The organism is Pseudonocardia sp. TMWB2A, assembly GCF_017312135.1.
On sequence record NZ_QKQY01000001.1, the window covers coordinates 296,131 to 320,414 of the forward strand.

Genomic DNA, 24,284 nt, shown 5'->3' on the forward strand with positions numbered 1-24,284 from the left:
CGGGACAGCCTGACTGTAAAAGGCGCACCTGTTTGACCGGATGATGCCGGTCAGACGGGGGCAGAATTCGGATGTTGGTCAATTCTCCCCAGCAAAATCCGCATTTTCGTGAAACGGATCGTTTCATCAAACTTCGTGCCGCCCCTCGCCAAAGCGCGCATCGCTTGCTAATCGCTGTCACAAGAGCAAAAGGGGCGCCATGAGCGACAACGATACCACTGACATTCCGGGCGAGCTGCCCGATGATCCGTTCGATGCGATTGTCGAACATCCCTTCGATAGCGCGCTGTCGCAGCGTTACCTTGTCTATGCGATGTCGACCATCACCGCGCGGTCACTCCCTGACCTGCGCGACGGGTTAAAGCCGGTCCACCGCCGCCTCCTCTGGGCGATGCGGCTCCTGAAACTGGACCCAAGCCAAGGCTATAAAAAATGCGCGCGCGTGGTCGGCGATGTTATCGGTAAATATCACCCGCATGGCGATGCGTCGGTTTATGATGCGATGGTCCGCATGGCGCAGACTTTTTCGCTGCGCTATCCGCTGGTCGACGGGCAGGGCAATTTTGGCAATATCGACGGCGATAATGCTGCAGCCTATCGTTACACCGAAGCCAAACTCACCCGTGTTGCTATCGACCTCATGCAAGGCCTCGACGAAGGCACAGTTGATTTTCGCCCGACCTATAATGGCGAGGATGAAGAGCCGGAAATCATGCCGGGGCTGTTCCCCAATCTGCTCGCCAATGGCGCGAGCGGGATTGCGGTGGGCATGGCGACCAACATTCCGTCGCACAATGTCGCCGAGGTGATCGATGCGAGCTTGATGCTGCTCGAAAACCCCGCGACCGAGATCGACCAGTTGATGGAGGTGTTCCACGGCCCCGATTTCCCGACCGGGGGGCTTCTTGTCGATAGCCCCGCGATCATCAAACATGCTTACACCACCGGACGCGGCGCGTTCCGCGTGCGCGCGCGTTTTGGCGAGCAGGAAAAGGGGCAGGGCGCGGGAAGCTGGCAACTCGTCGTCACCGAGATCCCCTATCAGGTGCAAAAATCGAAACTCATCGAACAGATTGCCCAGCTTATTGCCGACAAGAAATTGCCGATATTGGAAGATGTGCGCGATGAATCGACCGAAGATGTCCGCATCGTCCTCGTCCCCAAAAGCCGCAATGTCGATCCGGAGATTTTGAAGGAAAGCCTTTATCGCCTGACCGATTTGGAGGTGCGGTTCAACTTGAATCTCAACGTGCTCGACGCCGAACGCACCCCGCGCGTGATGGGCCTCAAGGAATTGCTCGGCGAGTGGCTCAAGCACCAGATCATCGTCATCAAACGCCGCGCCGAACATCGGCTGGCGAAGATTGACGACCGGCTGGAATTGCTCGCGGGCTATATCATCGCCTTCCTCAATCTCGACCGCGTGATCGAAATCATCCGCACCGAAGACGAGCCTAAAGCGGTGATGATGGAGGAATTCCAGCTCACCGACCGGCAGGCCGAAGCGATCCTCAACATGCGGCTGCGGTCCTTGCGCAAACTTGAGGAAATGGAATTGCGGCGCGAAAAAGAGGCGCTGGAAAAGGAACGCGACGAGCTTGCTAAGCTTATCGGAAGCGACAAACTACAGGTTAAACGGTTGAAGCGCGACCTTGGCAAATTACGCGAAACTTATGGGCCGGACACCGAACTTGGCCGCCGCCGCACCACGGTCGAAGAACAAGGCCCCGCGCGCGAAATTTCCATCGAAGCCTTTATCGAGCGCGAGCCGGTCACGGTCATCATGTCACAGCGCGGCTGGATCCGCGCGATGAAGGGCCATGTGGACCTCTCCAAGCCTGATGATTTCAAGTTCAAGGAAGGCGATGGCCCCGCTTTTGCGGTCCATGCGCAGACCACGGACAAAATTCTCATCATCGTCGACAATGGCCGCATCTATACCATCGGCGCAGATAAACTCCCCGGCGGACGCGGCTTTGGCGAACCGGTGCGGCTGATGGTCGATATTGACGAGGCCGCCAAAATTGTCGCGATTGTGCCGGTGGTAGCGGGCGGTAAAATGCTGCTGGCAGCGTCCAACGGCAAAGGCTTTATCGCCAGCATGGCCGATGTCGTCGCCGAAACCCGAAAGGGGCGCGGTGTGATGAATTTGAAGCCCGGCGCGAAGCTGAAAGTCGTGCGCGTCGCCCCGCCTGCCGCCGCCAACGAAGAAGAGCGGCGCGACCAATATGTCGCGGTCATCGGTGAAAATCGCAAGCTGGTGGTGTTCCCGCAAATCGAGATTCTGGAAATGGCCAAGGGGCAGGGCGTGACCTTGCAACGCTATAAGGATGGCGGCTTGTCCGACGCGATTTTCTTCCAGTTGAGCAAAGGCCTAAGCTGGAAAATGGGCGGCGAGACCGACCGGACAAGGACCGAAACCGACTTAACCCAATGGCGCGTCGCGCGCGGCGCCGGGGGCCGAATGCCGCCGACGGGTTTTCCAAGGAACAACCGGTTTGATTGAGGGCGAGGAAGAATTTTAAACTTCGTCATTCCCGCGAAGGCGGGAACCCATCTCCGGACTTGTAAATGTCAATGTCACGAGATGGATGCCCGATCAAGTCGGGCATGACGAGCCTATTATACTGAAGGCCTTACCCGCGTTCTCTCGACACCACATCATCGGCAATCGCCAAGACCGAAATTCAAACCTTCGTCATCCCCGGCTTGGCCGGGGATCCATCTCGGGACCGATAGGTTAAATCGGCCGTAGGTGTCAGCTTAAACGATTATGTCAGCAGATGGATTATCTTCGATGAACTTCGTTTCCCGCTTTCGCGGGAATGACGAAGGTTTAATTGTAAGGCGTTCCTACTCCCGCTCCCCAGCCACCACATCGTCCGCAATCGCCTCCACCCGCGCCGCGTCGGGAAAGCCTTCTGCGACCCATTGCGCTTCGACCCGTTGCAGCAACCGCGCAACGTCAGGCCCTTTGGCGATGCCGCGTGCGACGATGGCTCCGCCGCCTATGGGAAGCCTTGGCACCGTCCAGTCGGTCAAATCCGCCATCGCCTGCCTAAGCCTCGCGCCTTCGCCGTCGATCAGCCATAAATCGCGCGCGCCTTCGATGCCGAGCGCATGGGCGGCTGCACGTGGCGAGAGGGTGAGAATATCGACCCCAGCCCCGCGCACCTTGACGATACGCTTGCGGATGATGTTCGATAATTTAAGCTTGGACGCAATGCCGCGCGCAACGTCCGCTTGCTCCGGCAGGAACGCCACTAGGCGCCGCACCGCATCGGCCTCGATACCCATCGCCTGTTCATTCGCGACCAGCTTGGCGACCCGCGCGACGCTCGCGCTATCGGCTTCGGGGAGAACTGCGCGCCAGATGCGGCCTTCATCCATCAAGGCCAAGGTCGGCACCGGATCGGGGAGCGCGAGCAGTTTTAACAACTCGTCCGCCACCCGTTCGCGCGACAGGCCCATCATCCGGTCGGCATCGCGGGCCACGGCTTCATACGCCGCCGTATCAAGCGGCCCTTCGCCAAAGCGCGCATGGAAGCGGAAATAGCGCAGGATGCGTAAATAATCCTCGGCAATGCGCTGCTGCGGTTCGCCGATAAACCGCACCCGCCGCGCTTCCAGATCGGCCAACCCGCCAAAATAATCGAAAATCTCGCCGGTCAGCGGGTCGGCATAAAGCGCGTTGATAGTGAAGTCGCGGCGGCTCGCATCTTCCTTCCAATCGTCCGAAAAGGCGACGGTCGCGCGCCTGCCGTCGGTTGATACATCGCGGCGCAAGGTCGTGACTTCATAGATATGGTCGCGATAGACGATGGTGACGGTGCCGTGCGCGATGCCGGTCGGGATGACCTTTGCGCCCAAAGCTTCGGCGCGGCGCGTGACCTCTTGGGGGAGGAGCGGTGTTGCGAGATCGACATCCTCGCTTCTTATCCCCATCAACGTATCGCGCACCGCCCCGCCGACGATGCGCAACCGGCCTTCACTCGCGCCCAACGCTTCGGCAAGCGTGCGGAAAGAGGCGGCGTCAAAGGCGGAAGAGGCGGGAAGTTTCATGCAGCTTTGCTGTTCAACAAGGAAGGATTATCGGCAAGCCCCAATTTTGCCCCCAAAGACACAATCATGCCCGCGGTCGCGCCCCAAATATATTCCTCGCTCCCCGCAATTTCGTAAAAGCTGCGCATCCGGCCCTTCCATTCAATCGTCTTGCGGCTGTGATTGGCGGGGTCGAACAATATGTCGGCAGGCACTTCGAATATGGTCGCAACCTCGGCTTCCTGCGGCACCAGTGGAAGGTCGGGCGGGATCACGCCTACGACCGGCACGACATGAAATCCGGTACCGGTGAGATAAGGCGTGCTGGTGCCAACCAGCGTCGCAATATGGCGCGGCAGGCCGATTTCTTCATCCGCTTCGCGTAAAGCGGCGGCGTAAATATCGGCATCATCGGGATCGACGCGCCCGCCGGGGAAGGCGACTTGGCCTGCATGGTTGGTCAAATGCTCGGTGCGGCGGGTGAGCAGCACCGTGGGACGCGGGCGATCCACGAACGCGACCAGCACGGCGGCTTCGCGCGGGTCATGGTCGAACAGATCGGGCGTCACGCCTTCATCGGCATCGCGCATGTCGGACGGAGCAGGGCCGGCCAGCAAGGCGGCCAAGCGGTCGACAAGCGGTGCGGTCATGCCGCCGGAACCAAGGGAAAACGTGCGCCATCGCTCCATACTGACAACGGCTCGTCGCCATCATTGAGCGCCATTTCTGCCAGTTCATAATAAAGCGGGCGCGCGATGAGCGCCTCCAAGCCCTTGCCGATTTCCCCGCGCACATGGAGATAAGGACGCGGGCCATCTGTATTTTCCGGGGCCGCGCCTTCGGAAAAGCGCAGCGGATGATCGGCACCAGCCACCACCACCTCATCGGTGTTGAGCCGGAAGGCAAGGCGGCGCGCAGGCCCTTCGCCCTCGCTCTTCAATTCGACCGCAACAAACGGGGCATCCTCGACCAAGATGTCGAGCTTTTCCACCGGCGTGACCAGCACATAACCGCCATCGCCTTCGCGCCGCAGCACAGTCGAAAACAGCCGCACCATCGCCGCACGGCCAATCGGAGACCCTTGATAAAACCACGTCCCGTCGCGCGCGATCCGCATATCGCTATCGCCGCAGCGTTCGGGGTTCCATTTCTCCACCGGCGGCAAACGCTTATCCGCCACCGCCTGCGCAATGTCGGCAAGCGATGCGGTTGCAAGATCAGGCGGCGGGGGCTGGATCGGTTCGGCCATAAGCGCGCGACGATAGGCAGGCGTGGGCAATAAGGGAAGGGGCGGAGGGAGAGTTTTATGCCTGCTCCCCGGACGAACCCCTCTTCCGTCATTGCGAGGAGCGAAGCGACGAAGCAATCCAGTGTTGGCGCAGTGCTGCTCTGGATTGCTTCGCTACGCTCGCAATGACGAAGTGTTTTTTTATTTTCTAGGCCCCAACGCGCCCTCCCGCGCAATCGTCTCACCGCGCACGGCCTTGGCCAGCAAGCGGTGGCGTTCGACAGGACCCGGCACCACCCACGCGCCGGTTTCCTTGGCGCTGAACCCGAAAAAGCGGTGATAATAATCGGGGTCGCCGATCATCATCAGCGGGCCGTCGGCCTGCGTTTTGGCGGCTGCAAGCGTTGCGTCCATCAGCGCTTTGCCCAGCCCCTTGCTCTGCACATCGGGGGCAACCGCAACCGGGCCGACCAGTATAAGCGGCTGCACCAGCGTGCCTTCCCCGTCAAACAGGCCGCACGGCCAGCATTGGATGGTACCAAGCAACGTCCCGTTCTCGCTGACCATCGCAAAGCTCAACTCCGCAATCGCACTGGTTCCGGCCCGCAATTTATAAGCTGTGCGCCCGTGCCGGTCCGTCCCGAACGCCGCATCGAGCAGCGTTTCGACCGCGTGCGGCGCAATCCGGCTGAGCGGAACCATGGTGACGGCCTCTGGCTTTACGGGCTCTGGCTTCATCGCTGCAGGGAAATCCTTTATGGTTGGCCTTTGGGGTCGCTTGGGTTAAGGGCCGCGCATTATGGGCGCTGCGGCGTTTTGTCGAGTTTTTTGGGGTCTAGGATGCAAGACAGTCTGTTTCTGGAAGTCAGCGATGTTGAAGTGGACGTGCTGACCGGCATTTATTCGGAAGAAACCCACTTGCCGCAGCCGTTGCGCATCTCGATCCGCGCCGAAATGAAAATGGCGGACCATTATGATCCCGCGACTCCGCTCAGCGCGTCGAAAAATTATATGCACCTTAAACATGCCGCGACCGATGCCATCCCCAAAGATGTGCATTTCACGCTGATCGAAGCGGTCGCCGACCATATTATCGGGACGATATTGCTTCAGGATGACAAGGTGCTGTCGGTCGAGGTCAAGATTGTCAAACTGGCCATTGCCGAAGCGGGCGAGTCGATCGGCATCACCATGAAAAGAGTGCGCCAATGAGCGGTAAAGTCGCGCTGGTGACGGGGGGCTTGCATCGGGTCGGTGCCGCGATTGCCGCCCGTCTGGCGCGGGAAAGCTATATGTTGGCGCTGCATGGGCGCAATGACGGCGAGCCCGATGCGGCGTTAGCGCAGGCTTTGGCCGAAACCGGCGTTGCGGCTCAAATTTTTACCGCCGATCTGGCTGATGCGGCGGATGTGGCGGCCTTGGTGCCGGACGTCGCTGCGCATTTTGGCCGCGCGCCGGATGTGCTGGTCAATAATGCGTCACTGTTCGGGCAAGGCGGGTGGGAGACGCTGACGGCGGAGAGCCTCGCGCTCCATTATCAGGTCAATTGCGCCGCGCCGGTGATGCTCGCCAAGGCCGTGGTGGAAGCGGCTGGAGACGGCCAAGTTCCGGCCATCGTCCATATCCTCGACCAGCGCGTGCTGAATCCGCCTGCCGACCAGACCGCTTACACGCTGTCCAAACAGGCCTTGTGGCAGGCGACACGCACGCTTGCGGTCGCGTTCGGCCCCAAGGCGCGGGTCAATGCGGTGGCCCCCGGCATGACCTTGCCGACGGATGATTTTACGGCAGGACAGATGGAGCGGCTGGCGGGCGATATGCCTTTGGGCCTACTGCCGACGCCGGAGCAAATTGCCGATGCGGTGGCCTATCTGGCGGGGGCTAAGGCGACCAGCGGGCAAACAATTTTCGTCGATGGCGGCGCGCATTTGACCGCGTTCCGCCGCGACTTTTTGTTTATGGAACGGTGATTATTTACCCTTCGTCATTCCCGCGAAAGCGGGAATCCATCTCCTGCACTATAAATTTACAGATCCGGAGATGGATGCCCGATCAAGTCGGGCATGACGTGGGGTAAAATGGGAAGAAAAGGCAAAACCCCTATTTCTTCAACCCGATTTCCCGCAATCTTTGTTGCAGGAAATCATCCGCAAGCAAGGGTTCGGGATAGAGGTTAGGATGCTCCGCATCCACACAGCTTTCCAGCGTTTCAATCGGGAAATCGCTGGGGAGATGCATGAAGAAGGGCATTGAATAGCGCGCATGGCCTTTGCGGCCTTCATCCGGATTGCGCACACGGTGGATGGTCGAGGGCAGGCGGTTATTGGTGAGCCGCTCCAGCATATCGCCGACATTGACCGCAAGCCCGCCCGGCGGCGGCGACACGGGGAGCCATTCGCCGCTCTTGTCGATAATTTCGAGGCCCGCTTCTTCGGCCCCCAAGAGCATGGTGATGAGGTTGATGTCGCCATGCGCTTCGGCGCGGATGCCCGGCGCATTTTCATCGACCGGCGGATAATGGAGGAGGCGCAGCACGCTATTGCCTTCGCGCGAAGAGCGTTCGAAAAATTCCGGATCAAGGCCAAGATAAATGGCAATGGCGCGCAACAATTTCGCGCCGGTCCGGTCAAATTGCGCATAAAGCGTTTCAAACACCGCGCGGAAATCTTCCGGATAATCGGGCCAGATATTGCCGGGCGTCGACGGCTTTAACGGATGGTCGTCCGGCAAATCGCGGCCGACGTGCCAGAATTCCTTCTGGTCGACATATTTGGCATCCTTGGCAATTTCGGTGCCATAAGGCGTATAGCCGCGCGCGCCGCCAATATCGCGCGCATCATAACGCATCTTGGCGTCGGTGCCTTGCGCAAAAAATTCCTGCGCGGCGGTCCAGGCGCGGGCGACCAGATCGGCGTCAAGATCATGGTCCTTGACCATCGCAAAGCCGTAGCGTTCAAAACTTTCCCCGAAAGCCTTGGCAAATGCGGCTTCATCCTGCGCCATCGAAATCAAAGCAACTGCGTTCATCATCATATCCTGTCGAGCGGGCCGTCTTGTAACGACTCTGTCCATGCGGCCAGCATTAGCCCCTTGCCAACAATGGGGGTAGGGTAAATGATAAAGATCAAAGACGAAAGGAAACAGGCGATGCGGCACTGGCTGATGAAAAGCGAACCGGATTGTTATGGCTGGGACCATCTGGTCGCCAAGGGCGAAGATATGTGGGAAGGCGTGCGCAACCATAGCGCGTCCAAAAACCTGTCCGAAATGCAGCCGGGTGACGAGGTGTTATTCTATCATAGCCGACAGGGCTTGGAAGCGGTCGGTATCATGGAAGTTTCGAGCGACCCGTTCCGCGACCCCACTGCCGAGGACGGCAAATGGTGGACGGTGAAGGTCAAGCCCAAGCGCAAACTGAAACAGCCCGTGACCTTGCAACAAATGAAAGCCGATGAACGGCTCAAGGATTTTGTGATGCTAAGGCAGGGTAGGCTGTCGGTGGTGCCGGTGAGCGATGCCGAATGGGCCGCGATACTGGATATGGCAGGGGAGTGAGAGGAGGGGGCGCTAAAAAACTCCCCTCCCGCTTGCGGGAGGGGTCGGGGGAGGGCCTGTCATCTAGCGTAGCGTAAACCAAATAGCGGAGCGTAAACCAAACCCTCCCCGACTCCGCCTAAATTCGCTTCGCTCATTAAGGCTCTGTTGCCCCTCCCGTAAACGGGAGGGGATGTTAAAGGTCGGGCTAACCCACCTCCGTTCGTGTCGCGCGAAGTTGAGGCAGGTGGCGCTAACCCGCTTCCCCGAACCGGTGCTTCACCACCTGTTCAAACCGCTCATGGGTCTGCGGTTTTACAAACAGCGCAACCACCTCCGGATGCGCGGCGCGGACTTTATTTTCGATGTCCTCGACAATCGCCTCGATTTGCGGGGTGGTTAAATCATCGTCAAATTCGATGTTGAGGCCGACGGTGGACTGGTTTGGGGAAAGCTGGGCGGTGAGGGCGCTGTTGGCGCGGATGACGCCGGGCGTTGCTTCTGCAATGCGCTGGACGGCTGCGACGAGGTCCGGCGGCGCGCGTTCGCCAATGAGCAGGCTTTTGCTTTCGACCGCGAGCAGCCCTGCGGTAATCGCCAGCACCAGCCCGATCATCACCGACGCGATGCCATCAAACACCGGCATATCGAATGTATCGGCGGCGAAAATCCCGGCGGCGGCGAGCAAAATGCCGATAAGCGCGGCGCTATCTTCGAACAATACCATGAAGGCGGGCGGGTCTTTGCTCTGACGGAAGGCTTGCCAGAAGGGCGTGGTCCCGCGCGCTTTTTCAAAACCGCGCCATGCGACCCACCAGGACGCGCCTTCAAACAGGAAGGACAAGCCAAGGACGACATAGCTCACCATCACCTGCCGCACGGGTTCGGGATTGATGATGTGGTGGATGCCCTGATAGAGCGACACGCCCGCGCCGAGGCCGAACAAAGCCAGCGCGACGATGAAGCTCCAGAAATAAAGCTCGCGGCCATAGCCGAACGGATGGGCCAGATTGGGGCGTCGCTCGGCCTGCCGGTATCCGAACAATAATAGCGCCTCGTTACCGGTATCGACGAGCGAATGGACCGCTTCGCTGAACATCGCCGAGCTGCCGGTAATGATGGCCGCCGCAAGCTTGGTGCAAGCGACAGCCAGATTTCCCGCCAAGGCTGCATAAACGGTCAGCTTTGACGAGTGCATATTAATGCCAGCCTCAGGCCGCTTCGCGCTTGCCGCGGTCGGCCATTTCCTGATTGAGCATTTCAGCCAGCAGGAAAGCGAGTTCCAGACTTTGCGCCGCGTTCAAACGCGGGTCGCAATGGGTGTGGTAACGGTCGGACAGGCCTTCATCGGTGATCGCAATCGCGCCGCCGGTGCATTCCGTCACATTCTGTCCGGTCATTTCGGCATGGATGCCGCCCGCAAACGTGCCTTCGGCGCGATGCACGGCGAAGAAGCCGCGCACTTCGGCAAGGATGCGTTCAAACGGCCGCGTCTTATAGCCGCTCGCCGCCTTGATGACATTGCCGTGCATCGGGTCGCACGACCACACCACCGGATGCCCTTCGGCCTTGACCGCGCGGACAAGCTTGGGGAGTCCCGCTTCAATCTTGTCATGGCCATAGCGGGTGATGAGCGTCATCCGCCCTGCGGTGCGCGACGGGTTCAGCGTATCAAGGATACGCAGCAACTCGTCCGGCTCAAGGGTGGGGCCGCATTTCATGCCAATCGGATTGCCGATGCCGCGCAGATATTCGATATGCGCCGACCCTTCAAAGCGGGTGCGGTCGCCAATCCACAACATATGCGCGGATGTATCATACCAGTCGCCGGTGAGGCTGTCCTGACGGGTGAGCGCCTGCTCATAAGGGAGCAGCAAGGCTTCATGGCTTGTATAGAAGGTCGTCGCCTTGATCTGCGGCACGGTTTCAGGATTAATCCCGCACGCTTCCATGAAGGACAAGGCTTCCCCGATCCGGTCGGCCATTTCGCTATATTTTTTCGCCCAAGGGCTGCGGCCCATAAAGTCATGGGTCCAGGCATGGACCTGGTGGAGGTTCGCATAACCGCCATTGGAAAAAGCGCGCAGCAGGTTGAGCGTTGCCGCCGCTTGGCTGTACGCGCGCACCATGCGCTGCGGGTCCGGCTCGCGGCCTTTCTCCTCAAACGCAATATCGTTGATAATGTCGCCGCGATAGCTGGGGAGCGACACGCCGCCCACCTCTTCAAAATCCGCCGAACGGGGCTTGGCAAATTGGCCCGCCATGCGCCCGACTTTGACGACGGGAAGCTTGGACGCATAGGTCAGCACCACCGCCATTTGCAAAATCACGCGGAATGTGTCGCGGATATTGTTCGGGTGAAATTCGGCAAAGCTTTCGGCGCAATCGCCACCCTGGAGGAGGAAGCCTTTGCCCTCGACCACTTGGGCAAGGTCGGTGGTAAGGTTGCGCGCTTCCCCTGCAAACACCAGCGGCGGGTAGTTCTGCAATTCATTTTCCGCCGCTTCGAGCGCAGCCGGATCGCGATAGGTCGGCATCTGCCGGCCTTCATGCTCTCTCCAGCTCGTCGGGGTCCAGTTCGCCGCCACCTTGTGTCACTCCTTACTTCTGTCAATCCATGTTCATCATATATGGGCTAGGTTTATGCCGCAATGCAACATAAGGGCCCATTTTATGAGGAGGACGCCTTGGAACCGAAACGCCGCGCGCGCAAGCGATAGCGTGCATGGAACTGCTTTTTCGCACGATAGTTGCGCTATCCGGTAATGTTAATGCGCGTCCGTGAAATTTTGCGTTGATACAATTATCCGCCCTGTTGGGGACAATTTTGATACATTTTATAGCTAGTTCGACAGCTTGAAATTGAAACAGGCAAGTAGAAAGATCAGGCTTTGACCTTACATGTTTCCAAACCGAAATTTGCGCATCTTGGGTGCGGCGTGGCTTTGGTCGCGCTGTTGGGCGCAACGCCAGCGTTGGCACAAAGCGCGCAGAACGCTGCGCCTGTAGCGCCTGCTGTCCCCGCCCAGAGCGCCCCCGCGCCGGCCCCTGTACCGACACCTCCGCCCGCCGCTCCGCAAGCCGAAGCGCCGGAAAGCGATACGCAGGATGGCGATACACAGGAAAGCGGCGACATCACCGTTGATGGTGCAGTGCAGGATGAAAATGACCCTGACGCCCCCGCGGGTGATGACGTAGCGGATAGCGGTGACGGCGATGCGATTGTCGTGGTCGGGCGCACATCGGCGGGCTCGCTTATCACCGATACGCCTGCCGAACAGGTGCTGGATGCCGAAACCATCCAAGGCTATGGCGCGTCTTCGATTGACGAATTGCTCGATGCCACCGCCTCGCTCACCCAATCGGGGCGCGGGTCGGGCCGTCCGGTGGTGCTGGTCAATGGCCGCCGCGTGTCGAGCTTCCGCGAAATCCGCAATATCCCGCCCGAAGCCATCGACAAAATGGAAGTTTACCCCGAAGAAGTCGCGGTATCGCAAGGCTATAAGCCCGACCAGCGCGTGGTGAACTTCATCCTCAAAAAGAATTTCCGCGCGGTGACGGTCGAGGCCGAATATGGCCAGCCGACCGCAGGCGGCTTTTCCGCACAGGAGCTGGAAGCGAGCCTGCTGCGCATCGAAAGCAATGGCCGCACCAACATCACCGGCGAAGTGAAGCGCGCGACGCCCTTGTGGGAAAGCGACCGCGATATTGCCTACCGCATCGACCCGACACAGGCCTTGCCGCCCGGCACCACGCCCGCCGATTTCAACACGCTGCGGTCCAAAACGCTGGAAGCCAAGCTTGAAGGCACGCTGCAACGCTATCTGACCGACGATATTTCGGGTTCGCTCAACCTGTCTTACGAGCTGTCCAACAGCAAGGGCGCGAACGGCCCGACCGGCTATTGGGCGGACGATAGCATGTCCTGTGCCAACCCGTCGGCTTTGCTGTGCGATGGCCGCATCGACACCGAAAACCGCAGCCGCACTTTCCATGCCGGCACCGGCTTTAACGGCGATATTGGTCGCTGGCGCTGGAATTTTTCGGCCAATCATGACCGCACCAACACGACCAGCCTTGTCGACCAATGTGTGTTGGAAGAAGGCGCGGATGGCCTGCGTCGCTGTGCCACGGTTGACGCCGATCAGGATGAGTCCCGGGGCCAAGATGTATCGACCGACGCGACCGCCGTGTTCAACGGCCCGCTGTTCGACCTGCCCGCAGGCCGCGTCCGCGCGAGCCTCACCACCGGCTTTGTCGCACGCGATTATGAAGGCTGGAGCAACCGACGCGGCACCTTCAGCAGCACCGATTTGAAGCGTCAGGAAGGCAATGTGTTGGCGAGCATCGAAGTGCCGATTGCCGACGCGGACAGCCATGTGCTGCCCTTCCTTGGCCGCCTCTCCTTGAACGCCAATGCGGGCTATAATCATGTGTCCGATTTTGGCGGGCTGACCAGTTGGGGCACGGGGCTGAACTGGTCGCCGTCCGGCCGCTTGAACCTGTCCGCTTCGATCGCGATTGATGAAGGGGCGCCTTCCATGTCGCAGCTTGGTTCGCCGGTTGTGAATAACCCCAACCGCGCTGTCTATGACTTCCAGACCGGCCAGACCGTGCTGGTCAATTCGATCAGCGGCGGTAATCCGGACCTGCTTTCGCAAAAGAAGCGCGAATGGAAGCTGGCGCTCAATTATAATCTGCCGTGGGTCGATAATCTGCGGTTTAGCGCCAACTATTATAACAACCATATGGATAATCCCATCGGTTCGCTGCCTTTGTTGACGCCGGAGGTGGAAGCGGCTTTCCCCGACCGGATTATCCGCGATGCGGACGGCAATCTTATCGAAATCGACAATCGCCCGCTCAATTATGACAGCCGCGATAATAGCAATATCCGCTATGGCTTCACCTTCTTCAAATCCTTTGGCCAGCAACAGCGCGGGCGCGGGGAAGGACGTGGGGAAGGGCGGGGGGGGCGCGGCCAAGGCGGTATGCGTAGCGGCGGCGAAGGCGGACCTCCGCCCGGGGCCAATGCCGGAGGCCGGGGCGGCGGCGGTCCGCGCGGTGGCGGCGGACGCGGCGGCATGGGCGGCGGATCGGGTGGGCGCTGGAACCTGTCCTTGTTCCATACCATCCGCCTGACCGATACGATTGATATGGGGCCGGGCCTGCCCAAGCTTGACTTGCTCGACGGCAGCGCCACCGGCAGCAGCGGCGGCACCGCGCGCCACCAACTCGACCTTGATGCGGGCTGGTTCTACAAAGGTTTCGGCCTTCGCGGTAACGCCAAATATCAAAGCGCGACCACGGCGGAAGGCGATAGCATCAACGACCAGTTGCGCTTTGGCGAATTGCTGACCTTCAACCTGTCGGCCTTTATGAATTTCGACCAGCAGCCCAAATTGGTCGAAGCGGTGCCGTTCCTCAAAGGCAGCCGCCTGCGCCTGTCAGTCAATAATGTGACCAACGCGATCCAGACGGTCAAAAACCGCGAAGGCGATGTGCCGTTGACCTACCAGCCCGGCTATCTCGACCCGCGCGGGCGCTATGTGGAAATCAGCTTCCGCAAAATGTTCTGATCCGCGTTCTTAAAAAGCCAACCGGGTGACGGAAGCAAGCGCCGTCACCCGGTTTTTTATGTGGGGGGCGGTGACGGGCCAAGGAAGGCTATCTGTCACGCCCGCCATTGTCACGGGAGCCCCCATTCCGTTCGCTCTGAGTAGGCTCGTAAGAGCCGTATCGAAGAGCTTGGTTGAAACCGGTGCTTCGATACGGGTTCTGCGAACCCTACTCAGCACGAACGGAGATTATAGTTTCCGGTCCTGACTTTAGGCCCATATTACTGGACCTTAATCCCAGACATTATTTTCCAGCCTTAATATCATCACGCGGCCTGCATCATATATCCCATCGGCACATTCTGCGCCCTCTATACCCTCTGCGCCATCTGCATGAACCTCTTTCAAAAAAGCTCCGCGCCTCCGCGTGAATCCTCTAAAACCCACACAAACCCGATACGCCTTCAATCCTCCACCCAATTGCCGTGGAAGCCCGGCGGGATGTGGTGGGGGAGGTGGATGATGGCTTGGGGCGGGCTTTCGAAATTTTGCGCGTCGAGGATCATGAGGTCGGTGGGCGCCTTGTTCGCATCCACCACCAGCCCGATCAGCCAGCCTTCATCCTCTGCTGCCTGTGCGTGCGCGGGCACAAACACAAATTCGCCGGGATGGCGCGCGGGGCCGAAGTCGATCACTTGCTTGCTGCCCGCCACCAGATCCTGCTTGATCAGCCGCGTATCATTGATGAGACCCGCTTGGTCATTATCCATCGCGACGGTGTAGAGATAACGATAGGGCGTGCCCGTGCGCCGCTCGTCATAGCGCGGAAATTCCTGTCCTTGGGCGTCCAGCACCGTGCGCAGGATGCTGCGGCTGGCCGCGTCGAAGGTCCAGCGTTCAAGGCTGGTTTTCGATTCATGGGGGCCGTTGGTGATGCGGTCGAACAGATGGTCATGGACCACGACATCGACCTGAGTGCGCCCTTGTTCGTCTTCAAACGCATTGCCGGTGTGGAAAATATAGCAAGGCTCCACATCATACCAGATGATACTCTGCCCCGGCGCATCCCGCCCCAAAAGCCCGACGCGCGGCTTGTGTTGCGCGTTCCAGCGATAGGGGAAATTCCGGCCGCCCAGCATCGCTTTTAGCGAAAAGGTTATCGGAAGATCGAATACCAGCACATGATGCGGCGTAATCTGGCAATCATGGATGGACGGGCCATGCGCGACCTTGATGGCTTCTTCGCGCAGGACTTGCGCGTTCCGGTCCAGCACGACATGCCACACCCGGTCCATAATCCCGCCGCGATAGCATATGGCGTGCGCCTCACCGGTGTGCGGGTCGATATGCGGATGGGCGGAAAAGGCATTTTCCAGCCCGCCGCCAAACGGATTATGCGCGATGGTTTCGAGTGTATCGCTCATTTCCACCGGCACGCTGCCCGCTTCGGATAGCGCCCATATCCGGTCGCCCAAGCGCAGAATATTGGTGTTGACCACCTCGTTCGGACCGCGCCGACCGGGGAGGGGCGCCTCGCCCAAAGCCTGCGACACAGCGGTCGAGCGCACCCAGCGGTTGCGATACCATAAAGCCTTGCCATCCTTGATGCGGATGCCATGCGCCATGCCGTCGCCGGTAAACCAATGATAATTTTTGGGATTGGGCGGGCGCACCGGATTGGGACCGATGCGCAAATAGCGTCCGGCGAGCGTCGGCGGGATGGTTCCGGTGACGGATAGCGCCTCTAAAGTCACCTCCTCCTCCATGCCTTTGTGGAGACCTTCCAGATAGGGATGCGGGCCGTCGGGCATCGGACGCAGCGCGCTCGCAACCCGCCCTATGGCCGCCAAAGTCTTGCCCACACGGCTTCGGATGTTGCGCTCGCGTTCGGTAAGGGACATGATAGTCTTCCTTTTTTCCGCAATATGGACCGATTCCCGCCAACTGCCATGCGAGGGCAGCAAGGGCGTAAACCTGTTTTAAGGTGCCGTGATGATTGATAATGATAACAGTGTCAACATTGAAGTGGTAAAGCGCCGCCCCCGCGCTGCCAAATCAAGCTATCATCATGGCGATTTGCGCGCGGCGGCGCTCGAAGAAGGGTTGCGCCAGCTTGAACATTCGAGCGTCGAACAATTGTCCTTGCGGGAAATTGCGCGCAAGGTCGGGGTGAGCGCGACCGCGCTTTACCGCCATTTTCCGGACAAGGATGCGCTGATGGGGGCGATCGCCTCGCGCGGCTTTGAAATGCTCGCCGAAGCACAGGCCGACGCGATGGAAGGGCTTGAACCGCAAGCCGCTTTCGCCGCATCGGGCCGCGCTTATGTGCGCTTTGCGATTGCCAAGCCGTCCTTGTTCCGCATGATTTTCTCTTGCGCGGTGAACCAGACCCACCCGTTTGAAACCCCGCCCGATGACAGCGCGGCGGGGCTGCTCATTCAGAATATCGCGGTGCTGTTGGGCCCGGAAGCGAGCGAGGAGGTGCGACTGGTCGCGGCGATGCGCGCTTGGGCGCTAGTGCATGGGCTTGCCATGCTGATACTCGACGGGCAGGTACGGCTCACCGATATTGATGCGCTGATCGAAAAAGTCATTCCAAGCGGCTGTGCGGACTGGTTGTTGCTGGCCAACAGCCTTGACGGCGGCAAGGCCCGCAAGCCGCCTGCAAAAACCGGTTAGGCCGTGTCGAACAGCGAGGCCAATTGTTCGATCATTGTGCCGCCAAGCTGTTCTGCATCCATGATTGTCACCGCGCGCGCATACCAGCGCGTCACATCATGGCCGATGCCGATGGCGATCAGTTCGACCGGCGATTTTTTCTCGATCCAGCCAATCACCTCGCGCAAATGCTGGTTCAGATAATTGCCATTATTGACTGATTGGGTGCTGTCATCGACCGGTGCGCCGTCCGAAATCACCATGAGGATGCGGCGGTCTTCGGGGCGGTGGACGATGCGGTTATGCGCCCACAGCAAGGCTTCGCCGTCGATATTTTCCTTGAGTAACCCTTCACGCATCATCAGGCCGAGCGAACGGCGCGCGCGGCGGTAGGGCTCATCGGCTTTTTTATAGATGATGTGGCGTAGGTCATTCAAACGGCCCGGATTGGGCGTGCGGCCTGCGGCAAGCCAATCTTCACGGCTGTTCCCGCCCTTCCAGGTGCGCGTGGTAAAGCCCAAAATCTCGGTTTTGACCCCGCAGCGTTCCAATGTGCGCGCCAATATGTCGGCGGAAATCGCGGCAATGCCGATGGGTCGCCCGCGCATCGAACCGCTATTGTCGATAAGGATCGTCACCACCGTATCGCGGAAATCGGTGTCGCGCTCGATCTTATAGCTGAGATTATGCGCCGGGTTGATGACCACGCGCGCAAGCCGGGCGGGGTCGAGCAAGCCTTCTTCCTGATCGAAATCCCATGCGCGGTTTTGCTGTGCCATCAAGCGGCGCTGGAGCCGGTTGGCAAGCTTGGTCACCGCCCCTTGCAAATTCGCCATCTGGAGGTCCAAAAACCCGCGCAATCGGGTTAATTCTTCCTCGTCGCACAGGTCGGTTGCCTCGACCACCTCGTCATATTTTTCGGTCCAGATTTTATAGTCGAAATTGGGGATGTCGCCATAAGGGCGGTTGGGCCGGACCGGCATCATCCCGTCATCGTCAAAATCCTGCGAGTCCGCGTCCGCTTCGCCATCAGCCTCTTCGGCGGAAGGGTCGCTGTCGCCATCATCGGCGTCATCGCCTTCCATATCGGCGCGCGCATCGGTCTGTTGGCTGTCGCCCGACTGTTCGCTCTCGTCGCTTTGGTCTTGGTCCTGTTCGGCGTCCTGCTCTTCTTCGGCCTCGTCCGGCTCCATTTCCTCTTCCGGCGCGACTTCGCCTTGGGTGAGGTCCAGGTCGGCGAGCAATTTGCCGACCAGTCCTTGAAACGCGGCCTGATCGTCGAGCGCCAGTGCGAGCGCATCCAGATCGCCGCCTGCCTTATCCTCGATCCAGTCGCGCACCAGATCGAGACCTTTGACCGCGCTTTCGGGCGGCTCCGCCCCCGTCAGCCTTTGCCGCGCGAGCAATTCTAACGCGGATTGCAACGGCACTTCTTCGGCATGTTGTGCGCGCGCGATGGGGTCGGAGCGCATCCGCATGACCATCGCGGCATCAAGGTTGCGCGCGACCCCGTCCATGCTGCGCGCGCCCAAAGCTTCGACGCGGGCATTTTCGATCGCGTCAAACACCGCGCCCGCGACCGGATCGGACGGGCGGTGCGCGGCGTGGAGGCTCGTATCATGATGCCGCAATTTGAGCGCCATACTGTCGGAAAAGCCGCGCGCTTCGGCAACCTGATCCTTGGGCAAAACCCGCCCCGGCATCGGCACGCGGAAATGTTTATTGGACGCGCCCGGCGCATCGGCGGTAAACGCAATTTCGACTTCCGGCTCGCGCGCAACCGCTCTTGCCGCCGAGGTGAGGGCAGTCTTGAAATCGTCGAGAGGCGAGCGCGATGTCATAACCTTCCCCCGATGCCAGCGCGCAGCCGCTTTGCCAAGCCTTGATGCGCGCGAAAAGGCGCAGCGCACCGCAACCGCATTGAACATGGTGCGATAATTTGCATAGTCATGGTGCCTCCCGACGCAGTCATAAGGAATAGATCATGCCCGAACGCCGCTTCTCTAAGCTTATCCTGATGGCGCTGACGGGGGCCGCATTGGCGCTGTCTGCGTGTAAGAAGCCGGACGACGGGGCGCCTCAACAAGGCGCGACGGACGATGAAAGCGTCGTGCGCGTGAAGCAGGAAATCGCCGGAGAACGCTGGTCGCTGTCCCCCAAAGAGGCGGGCAAGGAGGAAAGTTTCCAAGGCTCCGCTTTGCTCGTCATGGCCGATGCGTCCAACGATAATGACATGAAGTTCGAAAAATCGCGCCTCACACTCCGCTGTCCTGCAAGCTGGGGCGGGGAGAAAAATGCACGCTGGCAGGCCAGCATCGACCTGCCTTTCGAGGTCGCCTATGACAGCGCCCCCGCCAATCGCGGCACGATGAATGTCGAGGTGGACGATAAAAAATTCGACGCAACGCAATTTTCGCGCTCCAGCTTCAATATCCTGCCCGAACAGGCCGAAGCGTTCCGCGATGCGGTGCTGAACGGCAAATCCATAACCTTTTCGATCAAGACGATTGACGGCAAAAGCGGATCATCCACATCCGGCCTGACCGGCACCGATGAGGTCAAACAATATTTCGCCGAAAATTGCGGGCTACAAGATGGAGCGTCCACCGCCGCAAAGACCGAATAGTCATTCGCTCTCGACAATTGTGAGCGAGCCATTACACGCAAACTTAACTCTTTTTTGACGCTCAAGGAGCCCAACCCTTTATGCCCTCCGGTCTAGCTGCCCTTCTCGATGATGTTGCAACCATTGCCAAATTAGCCGCTGCGTCGGTCGATGATATAGGCGCAGCCGCTGGCAAAGCGAGCGCCAAGGCGGCGGGTGTGGTTATCGACGACGCAGCGGTGACGCCACGCTATGTGACGGGCTTTACGCCGCAGCGCGAACTGCCGATCATCTGGAAAATCGCCAAGGGCTCGGCCAAGAATAAATTATTATTCATCCTGCCCGCGGCCTTGCTGTTAAGCGCGTTTCTGCCTTGGGCGATTACGCCGATCCTGATGGTTGGCGGGGCCTATCTCTGCTTTGAAGGCGCGGAAAAGCTTTACGAACATTTCTTCCACCATGACAATGCCTCGCTGGAGGAGGAAGCCGAACAGTTGAGCGCGGCGGACCATGAGGCCAAGATGGTCGCGGGCGCAATCCGCACCGACCTCATCCTGTCCGCCGAAATTATGGCGATTGCGCTGAATGAAGTCGCCGACCAGAATATCTGGATGCAGGCAGGCGCGCTCATCGTGGTCGCGCTCGCGATTACGGCTGTTGTATATGGCGCGGTCGGGCTTATCGTTAAGATGGACGATATCGGCCTCCATATGGCGCAAAAAGAAGGACGCGGCGCAAAAGGCTTTGGCCATTTCCTTGTAAAAGCGATGCCCAAAGTGTTGAAAGCCTTGTCGATTATCGGTGTGGCCGCAATGATCTGGGTCGGCGGCGGCATCATCCTTCACGGGATGCACGAATTCCACATCACCAAGCTGCCCGAATGGCTCGACAGCCTGTCGCATAGCGTCGCCGCCGGGATCGGCGTTGCGCAAGGCTTTATCGAATGGGTCGTCCACGCGATCGGCTCCGGCATATTCGGGGTGATTATCGGCGGTATCATCGTCGCGGCGCTCCATATGCTGCCCAAGAAAAAGGCGGCCTGACAGGCGCGCCCGTCAGTTTTTTGCGTCTCCCGCGAACATTCTTGCCTACACAATAGCGGGTAGCGCAGGCTTGTCTGTTTTCGGCATCGGGCCGGAAAGGACGGGGACGGTTGTTCATGCGAACGATGCAGGCAGGCGATAGAGGGCGCAGCGAGAACCACTATATCGCGAGCCACTATATATGGTATGGTTTGAAAAAGCGGGATTTGCCCGAACTTTGCGAAGTTAAGGGGGTGTTTCCGGCAGAAACCGGCGATTTTTGCCGACACAGTCTCCCACCACTACATATAGTGGTTTCTTGTCCGGCCCCCGCTCCGGGTTCCGGATTGCGACCATCTGTCGAAGTCAGCGCCGACTCAGGCCTTGCCGATAATGCTTTCGGGCAAATCTTCGCCGAACACGCGCTGATAATATTCAGCGACAATCATCCGCTCGGCCTCGTCGCATTTGTTGAGGAAGGAGAGGCGGAAGGCAAAGCCGACATTTTTGAAAATCTCGCTATTCTGTGCCCAGCTAATCACGGTGCGCGGGCTCATCACGGTCGAAATGTCGCCGTTGATAAAGCCTTGGCGCGTCAAGTCCGCGACCTTGACCATCTTGTCGACCAGCGCGCGCGCGCCCGGCGCATCATATTCGCCGGATTTCGCCAGCACGATATTGGCTTCGGTTTCGGCAGGCAGATAGTTCAACGTGACGACGATGTTCCAACGGTCCATCTGGCCCTGGTTGATCTGCTGCGTGCCATGATACAGCCCGCTGGTATCGCCCAAACCAATTGTGTTCGACGTCGCAAACAGCCGGAAATAGGGGTTGGGGCGGATTACGCGGTTCTGGTCGAGCAGGGTCAGCTTGCCGTCGGTTTCGAGCACGCGCTGGATAACGAACATCACATCGGGCCGCCCCGCATCATATTCGTCGAACACCAAAGCGGTCGGGGTTTGCAGCGCCCAAGGGAGCAAGCCTTCACGAAACTCGGTGACTTGCTTGCCGTCCTTCAACACAATCGCATCGCGGCCGACCAGATCGACGCGGCTGATATGGCTGTCGAGGTTGATCCGTACGCACGGCCATTTAAGGCGCGCGGCGACCTGTTCGATATGGGTCGATTTGCCGGTGCCATGATAGCCCTGGATCATCACGCGGCGATTGAACGAAAAGCCTGCAAGGATCGCAAAAGTCGTGTCGGGATCAAACACATAAGCGGGGTCAAGGTCGGGCACCCGCTCGTCGGCTTCGCTGAAAGCGGGGACTTCCATGTCCGAATCAATCCCGAACATCTCGCGCACCTTGACCATCTTGTCAGGGGCTTCGAGGATGGTCGTTTCCATGCTGGCAAGCTGGACGTTGGGCAGATCGGACATCAGGACTCTCGGAAAAAAGGTGAGTTTCGAAGCTGCGTATAGGCGGAAACGGTGCGTTGCAACGCCTTTTCGTGGGTGCGGTCGCCGCCGTTACGGTCAGGATGATATTTATGGACAAGCTCGGTATAGCGTTTGCGGATGGCGCGGCGGTCGGCGTCGGGGGCGAGCCCCAAGGCTTTGAGCGCTTTTCTATCCGCATCGCTCAACATATGGCCATTGCGGGCAGGGGGCGCTTTGCGATGGGCGGCATAACGTGCGCCGATGGCGTCGAGCGGATCGGCAAAATCGGCCCAGCGCGGCCCCGGATCGGTGCCGTTCGAGGCAAAGGCGCGGGTTTCGCGCTGCCACCCCGCATAAGGGGTTTGCGCGGCATAAATCTCCTCGCTGGTCATGCCGGAAAAATAGTTGAAGCCCGCATTAAACGCGCGGACATGGTCGAGGCACAGCCAGCGCCACGCAGGGGGCGAACCATCTTCGGGCAGGCCATAAAGCGGCGGTGCGCGAAACTCTCCGGGTTCGGGGCAGCCTTCGACCGCGCAAGCGCGCGTGCCGTCGCCGACCCGGCCATGAAATCTTGAATGTCGTGTTTTGTCTGTCACAGCTTTGTCTATATGGGCATAGTCGGATTGTAATAATCGTCATCCCCGCGAAAGCGGGGATCCATCTCCGGACCTTGCGTTTGAAAATGGAGATCAGGGGGTGGATCCCGTTTCAGAGGGATGGCGTGATTGTGTTAAATGGGGATTATATGAGCAAAGGTCCAGTGCAACAGGAAATGGAAAAGCGGTTGATCGCGGCGCTATCGCCCGACCAGCTCGTCGTCACCAATGACAGCGAAAAGCATCGCGGTCATGCTGGATATGACGGCACGGGCGAAAGCCATTTTTCGGTCGCGGTGACAAGTGCAAAATTTTCCGGCCTCAACCGCGTTGCGCGGCAAAGGCTGGTCAATCAGGCACTTGGCGATTTAATGGCAGAGCGGATTCACGCGCTCGCCATCAAGGCTGTTGCGCCGGGGGAGTAAGGCATTTCGGCTGATGGTGGCGCATATGAAAGTGTCGTCAAAAAACGATCAATAAAATGGAATATTCTGTCATACGACATATATAACCATCTTATCTAAACAATAAAAACAAATACTTAAATCAATATTTGAAAATAATCTGCGGTTAATAGATCCGGATGATAGGTGCGTATTCCTAAGCAGGCGATTGCCGCTAATCGGTTACTTTATATGGGTGTTGGCATATTGTCGCCAATATTTCCTTGTCAGGATATTGTTTCGCGCACTATCAGCCGGTCATTCAATAAAATGGGGAGAGAATTATCATGCGCCAACCTTTTGCACTGGACCGGATCACACTGCCCAGCGGGATTGAACTGGATTATGTCGATGAAGGGCCGCGCGATGCGCCCGCGATGCTTTTCCTCCACGGCTTTCCGGAATCACATTGGACCTGGCGCAACCAGATCCCGCATTTTTCCGACCGCTACCGGGTGATTGTCCCCGACCAGCGCGGCTATGCCAAATCATCCAAGCCCGAAGGTGTCGAAAATTATACGGCCGACAAGCTGGCGCAGGATATTTTCGCGCTCGCCGAAGCTTTGGGCATCGAACGCTTCACGCTGGTTGGTCACGATTGGGGCGGCGCGCTCGCATGGCTGATCGCCCTGATGAGCGGACCCACCGGCCCTGCCACCTATCGCGGCAAAGTCGCGCGGCTCATCATCGCCAATGCACCGCATCCTTATATTTTCCAGAAATTGCTGTTCGACAATCCGGAGCAGCGCGCGGCGAGCCAATATATTCGCGGCTTTCGCGATAGCGCCAATGATGACCTCATCCGCGACACCGGCATTGCGGGCATATTGATGAAGGAATTTGGCGGGGCAGAAGGAAGCTCCGCGCTCACCGATCAGGACCGGCAAATTTATTTCCGTGACTGGAACGAGCCGGGCGCGGCTTTTGCGATGCTGAACTGGTATCGCGCGTCCAACGTGATTGTGCCCGCAATGGATGAAACGCCGGAGCGCCCTGCATCAGTCGATGGCCCGTTCCCGCCCACCGCAATGCCGACCCTAGTGATCTGGGCGCTGGATGATGTCGCTTTGCCGCCGTGTAACCTCGACGGGTTGGGCGATATGGTGCCGGATCTGAAAGTGGTCAAAATTCCGGGCGCGGGCCATTTCGTGCCGTGGGAAAAGCCCGATGCGGTCAACGCCGTAATGGACGAATGGTTATCGACGCATTGAGAT

General features: G+C 59.1%; 21 protein-coding genes. 10 read left to right on the forward strand and 11 right to left on the reverse strand.

The annotated features are described in order from the left end of the window. The first annotated feature begins 199 nt into the window (after window positions 1-199). The gene (gene parC, locus DMP17_RS01425; protein ID WP_337827299.1) at window positions 200-2,506 is read left to right on the forward strand and encodes a DNA topoisomerase IV subunit A; all 2,307 of its coding nucleotides are present in this window, start codon (window positions 200-202) and stop codon (window positions 2,504-2,506) included. Window positions 2,507-2,853: 347 nt separating this feature from the next. Here the strand turns inward: parC and DMP17_RS01430 are convergent, their stop codons facing one another. The 4 genes from DMP17_RS01430 to DMP17_RS01445 all read right to left on the reverse strand — a co-directional run bounded on the left by DMP17_RS01430 (window position 2,854) and on the right by DMP17_RS01445 (window position 6,007). After that, on the reverse strand, window positions 2,854-4,062 hold the full coding sequence (locus DMP17_RS01430) for a CCA tRNA nucleotidyltransferase (protein WP_337827300.1): 1,209 nt from the start codon (window positions 4,060-4,062) through the stop codon (window positions 2,854-2,856). Beyond that, a complete protein-coding gene (locus tag DMP17_RS01435; protein WP_337827301.1) occupies window positions 4,059-4,691 on the reverse strand; it encodes a CoA pyrophosphatase in 633 nt (210 codons plus the stop codon). Before DMP17_RS01435 ends, DMP17_RS01430 begins: the two co-directional genes overlap by 4 nt. Further along, the gene (locus DMP17_RS01440) at window positions 4,688-5,290 is read right to left on the reverse strand and encodes a DUF1285 domain-containing protein (protein ID WP_337827302.1); all 603 of its coding nucleotides are present in this window, start codon (window positions 5,288-5,290) and stop codon (window positions 4,688-4,690) included. Before DMP17_RS01440 ends, DMP17_RS01435 begins: the two co-directional genes overlap by 4 nt. A gap of 180 nt (window positions 5,291-5,470) precedes the next feature. Beyond that, window positions 5,471-6,007, reverse strand: a complete 537-nt coding sequence (locus tag DMP17_RS01445; RefSeq protein WP_337827303.1) for a GNAT family N-acetyltransferase — start codon at window positions 6,005-6,007, stop codon at window positions 5,471-5,473. A 102-nt stretch (window positions 6,008-6,109) separates the two neighbouring features. Between DMP17_RS01445 and DMP17_RS01450 the strand changes: the two genes are divergently transcribed. Both DMP17_RS01450 and DMP17_RS01455 read left to right on the forward strand, forming a co-directional pair. Further along, window positions 6,110-6,481 carry a dihydroneopterin aldolase gene (locus DMP17_RS01450; protein ID WP_337827304.1) on the forward strand — a complete coding sequence of 124 codons (372 nt, stop codon included), beginning with the start codon at window positions 6,110-6,112 and terminating at the stop codon, window positions 6,479-6,481. Continuing rightward, window positions 6,478-7,239, forward strand: a complete 762-nt coding sequence (locus tag DMP17_RS01455; protein ID WP_337827305.1) for an SDR family oxidoreductase — start codon at window positions 6,478-6,480, stop codon at window positions 7,237-7,239. Before DMP17_RS01450 ends, DMP17_RS01455 begins: the two co-directional genes overlap by 4 nt. A 130-nt stretch (window positions 7,240-7,369) precedes the next feature. On the opposite strand, the gene DMP17_RS01460 is transcribed toward DMP17_RS01455, so the two are convergent. Further along, window positions 7,370-8,425 carry an isopenicillin N synthase family dioxygenase gene (locus DMP17_RS01460; RefSeq protein WP_337827306.1) on the reverse strand — a complete coding sequence of 352 codons (1,056 nt, stop codon included), beginning with the start codon at window positions 8,423-8,425 and terminating at the stop codon, window positions 7,370-7,372. Between DMP17_RS01460 and DMP17_RS01465 the strand changes: the two genes are divergently transcribed. Then, on the forward strand, window positions 8,417-8,824 hold the full coding sequence (locus DMP17_RS01465) for an EVE domain-containing protein (protein WP_337827307.1): 408 nt from the start codon (window positions 8,417-8,419) through the stop codon (window positions 8,822-8,824). The genes DMP17_RS01460 and DMP17_RS01465 overlap by 9 nt on opposite strands. 232 nt (window positions 8,825-9,056) lie before the next feature. Here DMP17_RS01465 and DMP17_RS01470 read toward each other — a convergent pair whose 3' ends face one another. Both DMP17_RS01470 and DMP17_RS01475 read right to left on the reverse strand, forming a co-directional pair. Further along, on the reverse strand, window positions 9,057-10,001 hold the full coding sequence (locus DMP17_RS01470; RefSeq protein ID WP_337827308.1) for a cation diffusion facilitator family transporter: 945 nt from the start codon (window positions 9,999-10,001) through the stop codon (window positions 9,057-9,059). Window positions 10,002-10,014: 13 nt separating this feature from the next. Then, window positions 10,015-11,391: a class II 3-deoxy-7-phosphoheptulonate synthase gene (locus DMP17_RS01475; RefSeq protein WP_337827309.1), complete on the reverse strand. Its 1,377-nt coding sequence runs from the start codon at window positions 11,389-11,391 to the stop codon at window positions 10,015-10,017. A 351-nt stretch (window positions 11,392-11,742) separates the two neighbouring features. Here DMP17_RS01475 and DMP17_RS01480 point away from each other — a divergent pair, with 351 nt between their 5' ends. Beyond that, window positions 11,743-14,382 carry a TonB-dependent receptor plug domain-containing protein gene (locus DMP17_RS01480; RefSeq protein ID WP_337827310.1) on the forward strand — a complete coding sequence of 880 codons (2,640 nt, stop codon included), beginning with the start codon at window positions 11,743-11,745 and terminating at the stop codon, window positions 14,380-14,382. A 443-nt stretch (window positions 14,383-14,825) separates the two neighbouring features. Here the strand turns inward: DMP17_RS01480 and DMP17_RS01485 are convergent, their stop codons facing one another. Beyond that, on the reverse strand, window positions 14,826-16,262 hold the full coding sequence (locus tag DMP17_RS01485) for an 8'-apo-carotenoid 13,14-cleaving dioxygenase (RefSeq protein ID WP_337827311.1): 1,437 nt from the start codon (window positions 16,260-16,262) through the stop codon (window positions 14,826-14,828). A 91-nt stretch (window positions 16,263-16,353) separates the two neighbouring features. Between DMP17_RS01485 and DMP17_RS01490 the strand changes: the two genes are divergently transcribed. Further along, on the forward strand, window positions 16,354-17,040 hold the full coding sequence (locus DMP17_RS01490) for a TetR/AcrR family transcriptional regulator (protein WP_337827312.1): 687 nt from the start codon (window positions 16,354-16,356) through the stop codon (window positions 17,038-17,040). Here the strand turns inward: DMP17_RS01490 and cobT are convergent. Next, window positions 17,037-18,947 (reverse strand): cobaltochelatase subunit CobT, encoded by a 1,911-nt coding sequence (gene cobT, locus DMP17_RS01495; RefSeq protein WP_337827313.1) that lies wholly within the window; start codon window positions 18,945-18,947, stop codon window positions 17,037-17,039. The genes DMP17_RS01490 and cobT overlap by 4 nt on opposite strands. A 56-nt stretch (window positions 18,948-19,003) precedes the next feature. On the opposite strand from cobT, the gene DMP17_RS01500 reads away from it, so the two are divergent. Together DMP17_RS01500 and DMP17_RS01505 are read left to right on the forward strand one after the other, a co-directional pair. Beyond that, complete coding sequence (locus DMP17_RS01500) at window positions 19,004-19,645, forward strand: hypothetical protein (RefSeq protein WP_337827314.1); 642 nt, start codon at window positions 19,004-19,006, stop codon at window positions 19,643-19,645. 80 nt (window positions 19,646-19,725) lie between these two features. Further along, window positions 19,726-20,667: a DUF808 domain-containing protein gene (locus tag DMP17_RS01505; RefSeq protein ID WP_337827315.1), complete on the forward strand. Its 942-nt coding sequence runs from the start codon at window positions 19,726-19,728 to the stop codon at window positions 20,665-20,667. 356 nt (window positions 20,668-21,023) lie between these two features. On the opposite strand, the gene cobS is transcribed toward DMP17_RS01505, so the two are convergent. Both cobS and DMP17_RS01515 read right to left on the reverse strand, forming a co-directional pair. Next, a complete protein-coding gene (gene cobS / locus DMP17_RS01510; RefSeq protein ID WP_337827316.1) occupies window positions 21,024-22,028 on the reverse strand; it encodes a cobaltochelatase subunit CobS in 1,005 nt (334 codons plus the stop codon). After that, on the reverse strand, window positions 22,028-22,627 hold the full coding sequence (locus DMP17_RS01515; RefSeq protein ID WP_337827317.1) for a J domain-containing protein: 600 nt from the start codon (window positions 22,625-22,627) through the stop codon (window positions 22,028-22,030). Before DMP17_RS01515 ends, cobS begins: the two co-directional genes overlap by 1 nt. Before the next feature lie 86 nt (window positions 22,628-22,713). Between DMP17_RS01515 and DMP17_RS01520 the strand changes: the two genes are divergently transcribed. Both DMP17_RS01520 and DMP17_RS01525 read left to right on the forward strand, forming a co-directional pair. Then, complete coding sequence (locus DMP17_RS01520; protein WP_337827318.1) at window positions 22,714-23,052, forward strand: BolA family protein; 339 nt, start codon at window positions 22,714-22,716, stop codon at window positions 23,050-23,052. A 305-nt stretch (window positions 23,053-23,357) separates the two neighbouring features. Beyond that, entirely contained in the window at window positions 23,358-24,281 is a 924-nt protein-coding gene (locus tag DMP17_RS01525; RefSeq protein ID WP_337827319.1) for an alpha/beta fold hydrolase, read from the forward strand. Window positions 24,282-24,284 lie beyond the last annotated feature (3 nt).

Bases quoted from the DNA above. Each gene is read 5' to 3' on its own strand.
- parC (WP_337827299.1), top strand. From the start codon at position 200: ATGAGCGACAACGATACCACTGACATTCCGGGCGAGCTGCCCGATGAT.
- DMP17_RS01430 (WP_337827300.1), bottom strand. From the start codon at position 4,062: ATGAAACTTCCCGCCTCTTCCGCCTTTGACGCCGCCTCTTTCCGCACG.
- DMP17_RS01435 (WP_337827301.1), bottom strand. From the start codon at position 4,691: ATGACCGCACCGCTTGTCGACCGCTTGGCCGCCTTGCTGGCCGGCCCT.
- DMP17_RS01440 (WP_337827302.1), bottom strand. From the start codon at position 5,290: ATGGCCGAACCGATCCAGCCCCCGCCGCCTGATCTTGCAACCGCATCG.
- DMP17_RS01445 (WP_337827303.1), bottom strand. From the start codon at position 6,007: ATGAAGCCAGAGCCCGTAAAGCCAGAGGCCGTCACCATGGTTCCGCTC.
- DMP17_RS01450 (WP_337827304.1), top strand. From the start codon at position 6,110: ATGCAAGACAGTCTGTTTCTGGAAGTCAGCGATGTTGAAGTGGACGTG.
- DMP17_RS01455 (WP_337827305.1), top strand. From the start codon at position 6,478: ATGAGCGGTAAAGTCGCGCTGGTGACGGGGGGCTTGCATCGGGTCGGT.
- DMP17_RS01465 (WP_337827307.1), top strand. From the start codon at position 8,417: ATGCGGCACTGGCTGATGAAAAGCGAACCGGATTGTTATGGCTGGGAC.
- DMP17_RS01470 (WP_337827308.1), bottom strand. From the start codon at position 10,001: ATGCACTCGTCAAAGCTGACCGTTTATGCAGCCTTGGCGGGAAATCTG.
- DMP17_RS01485 (WP_337827311.1), bottom strand. From the start codon at position 16,262: ATGTCCCTTACCGAACGCGAGCGCAACATCCGAAGCCGTGTGGGCAAG.
- DMP17_RS01490 (WP_337827312.1), top strand. From the start codon at position 16,354: ATGATTGATAATGATAACAGTGTCAACATTGAAGTGGTAAAGCGCCGC.
- cobT (WP_337827313.1), bottom strand. From the start codon at position 18,947: ATGTTCAATGCGGTTGCGGTGCGCTGCGCCTTTTCGCGCGCATCAAGG.
- DMP17_RS01500 (WP_337827314.1), top strand. From the start codon at position 19,004: ATGCCCGAACGCCGCTTCTCTAAGCTTATCCTGATGGCGCTGACGGGG.
- DMP17_RS01505 (WP_337827315.1), top strand. From the start codon at position 19,726: ATGCCCTCCGGTCTAGCTGCCCTTCTCGATGATGTTGCAACCATTGCC.
- cobS (WP_337827316.1), bottom strand. From the start codon at position 22,028: ATGTCCGATCTGCCCAACGTCCAGCTTGCCAGCATGGAAACGACCATC.
- DMP17_RS01520 (WP_337827318.1), top strand. From the start codon at position 22,714: ATGGAGATCAGGGGGTGGATCCCGTTTCAGAGGGATGGCGTGATTGTG.
- DMP17_RS01525 (WP_337827319.1), top strand. From the start codon at position 23,358: ATGCGCCAACCTTTTGCACTGGACCGGATCACACTGCCCAGCGGGATT.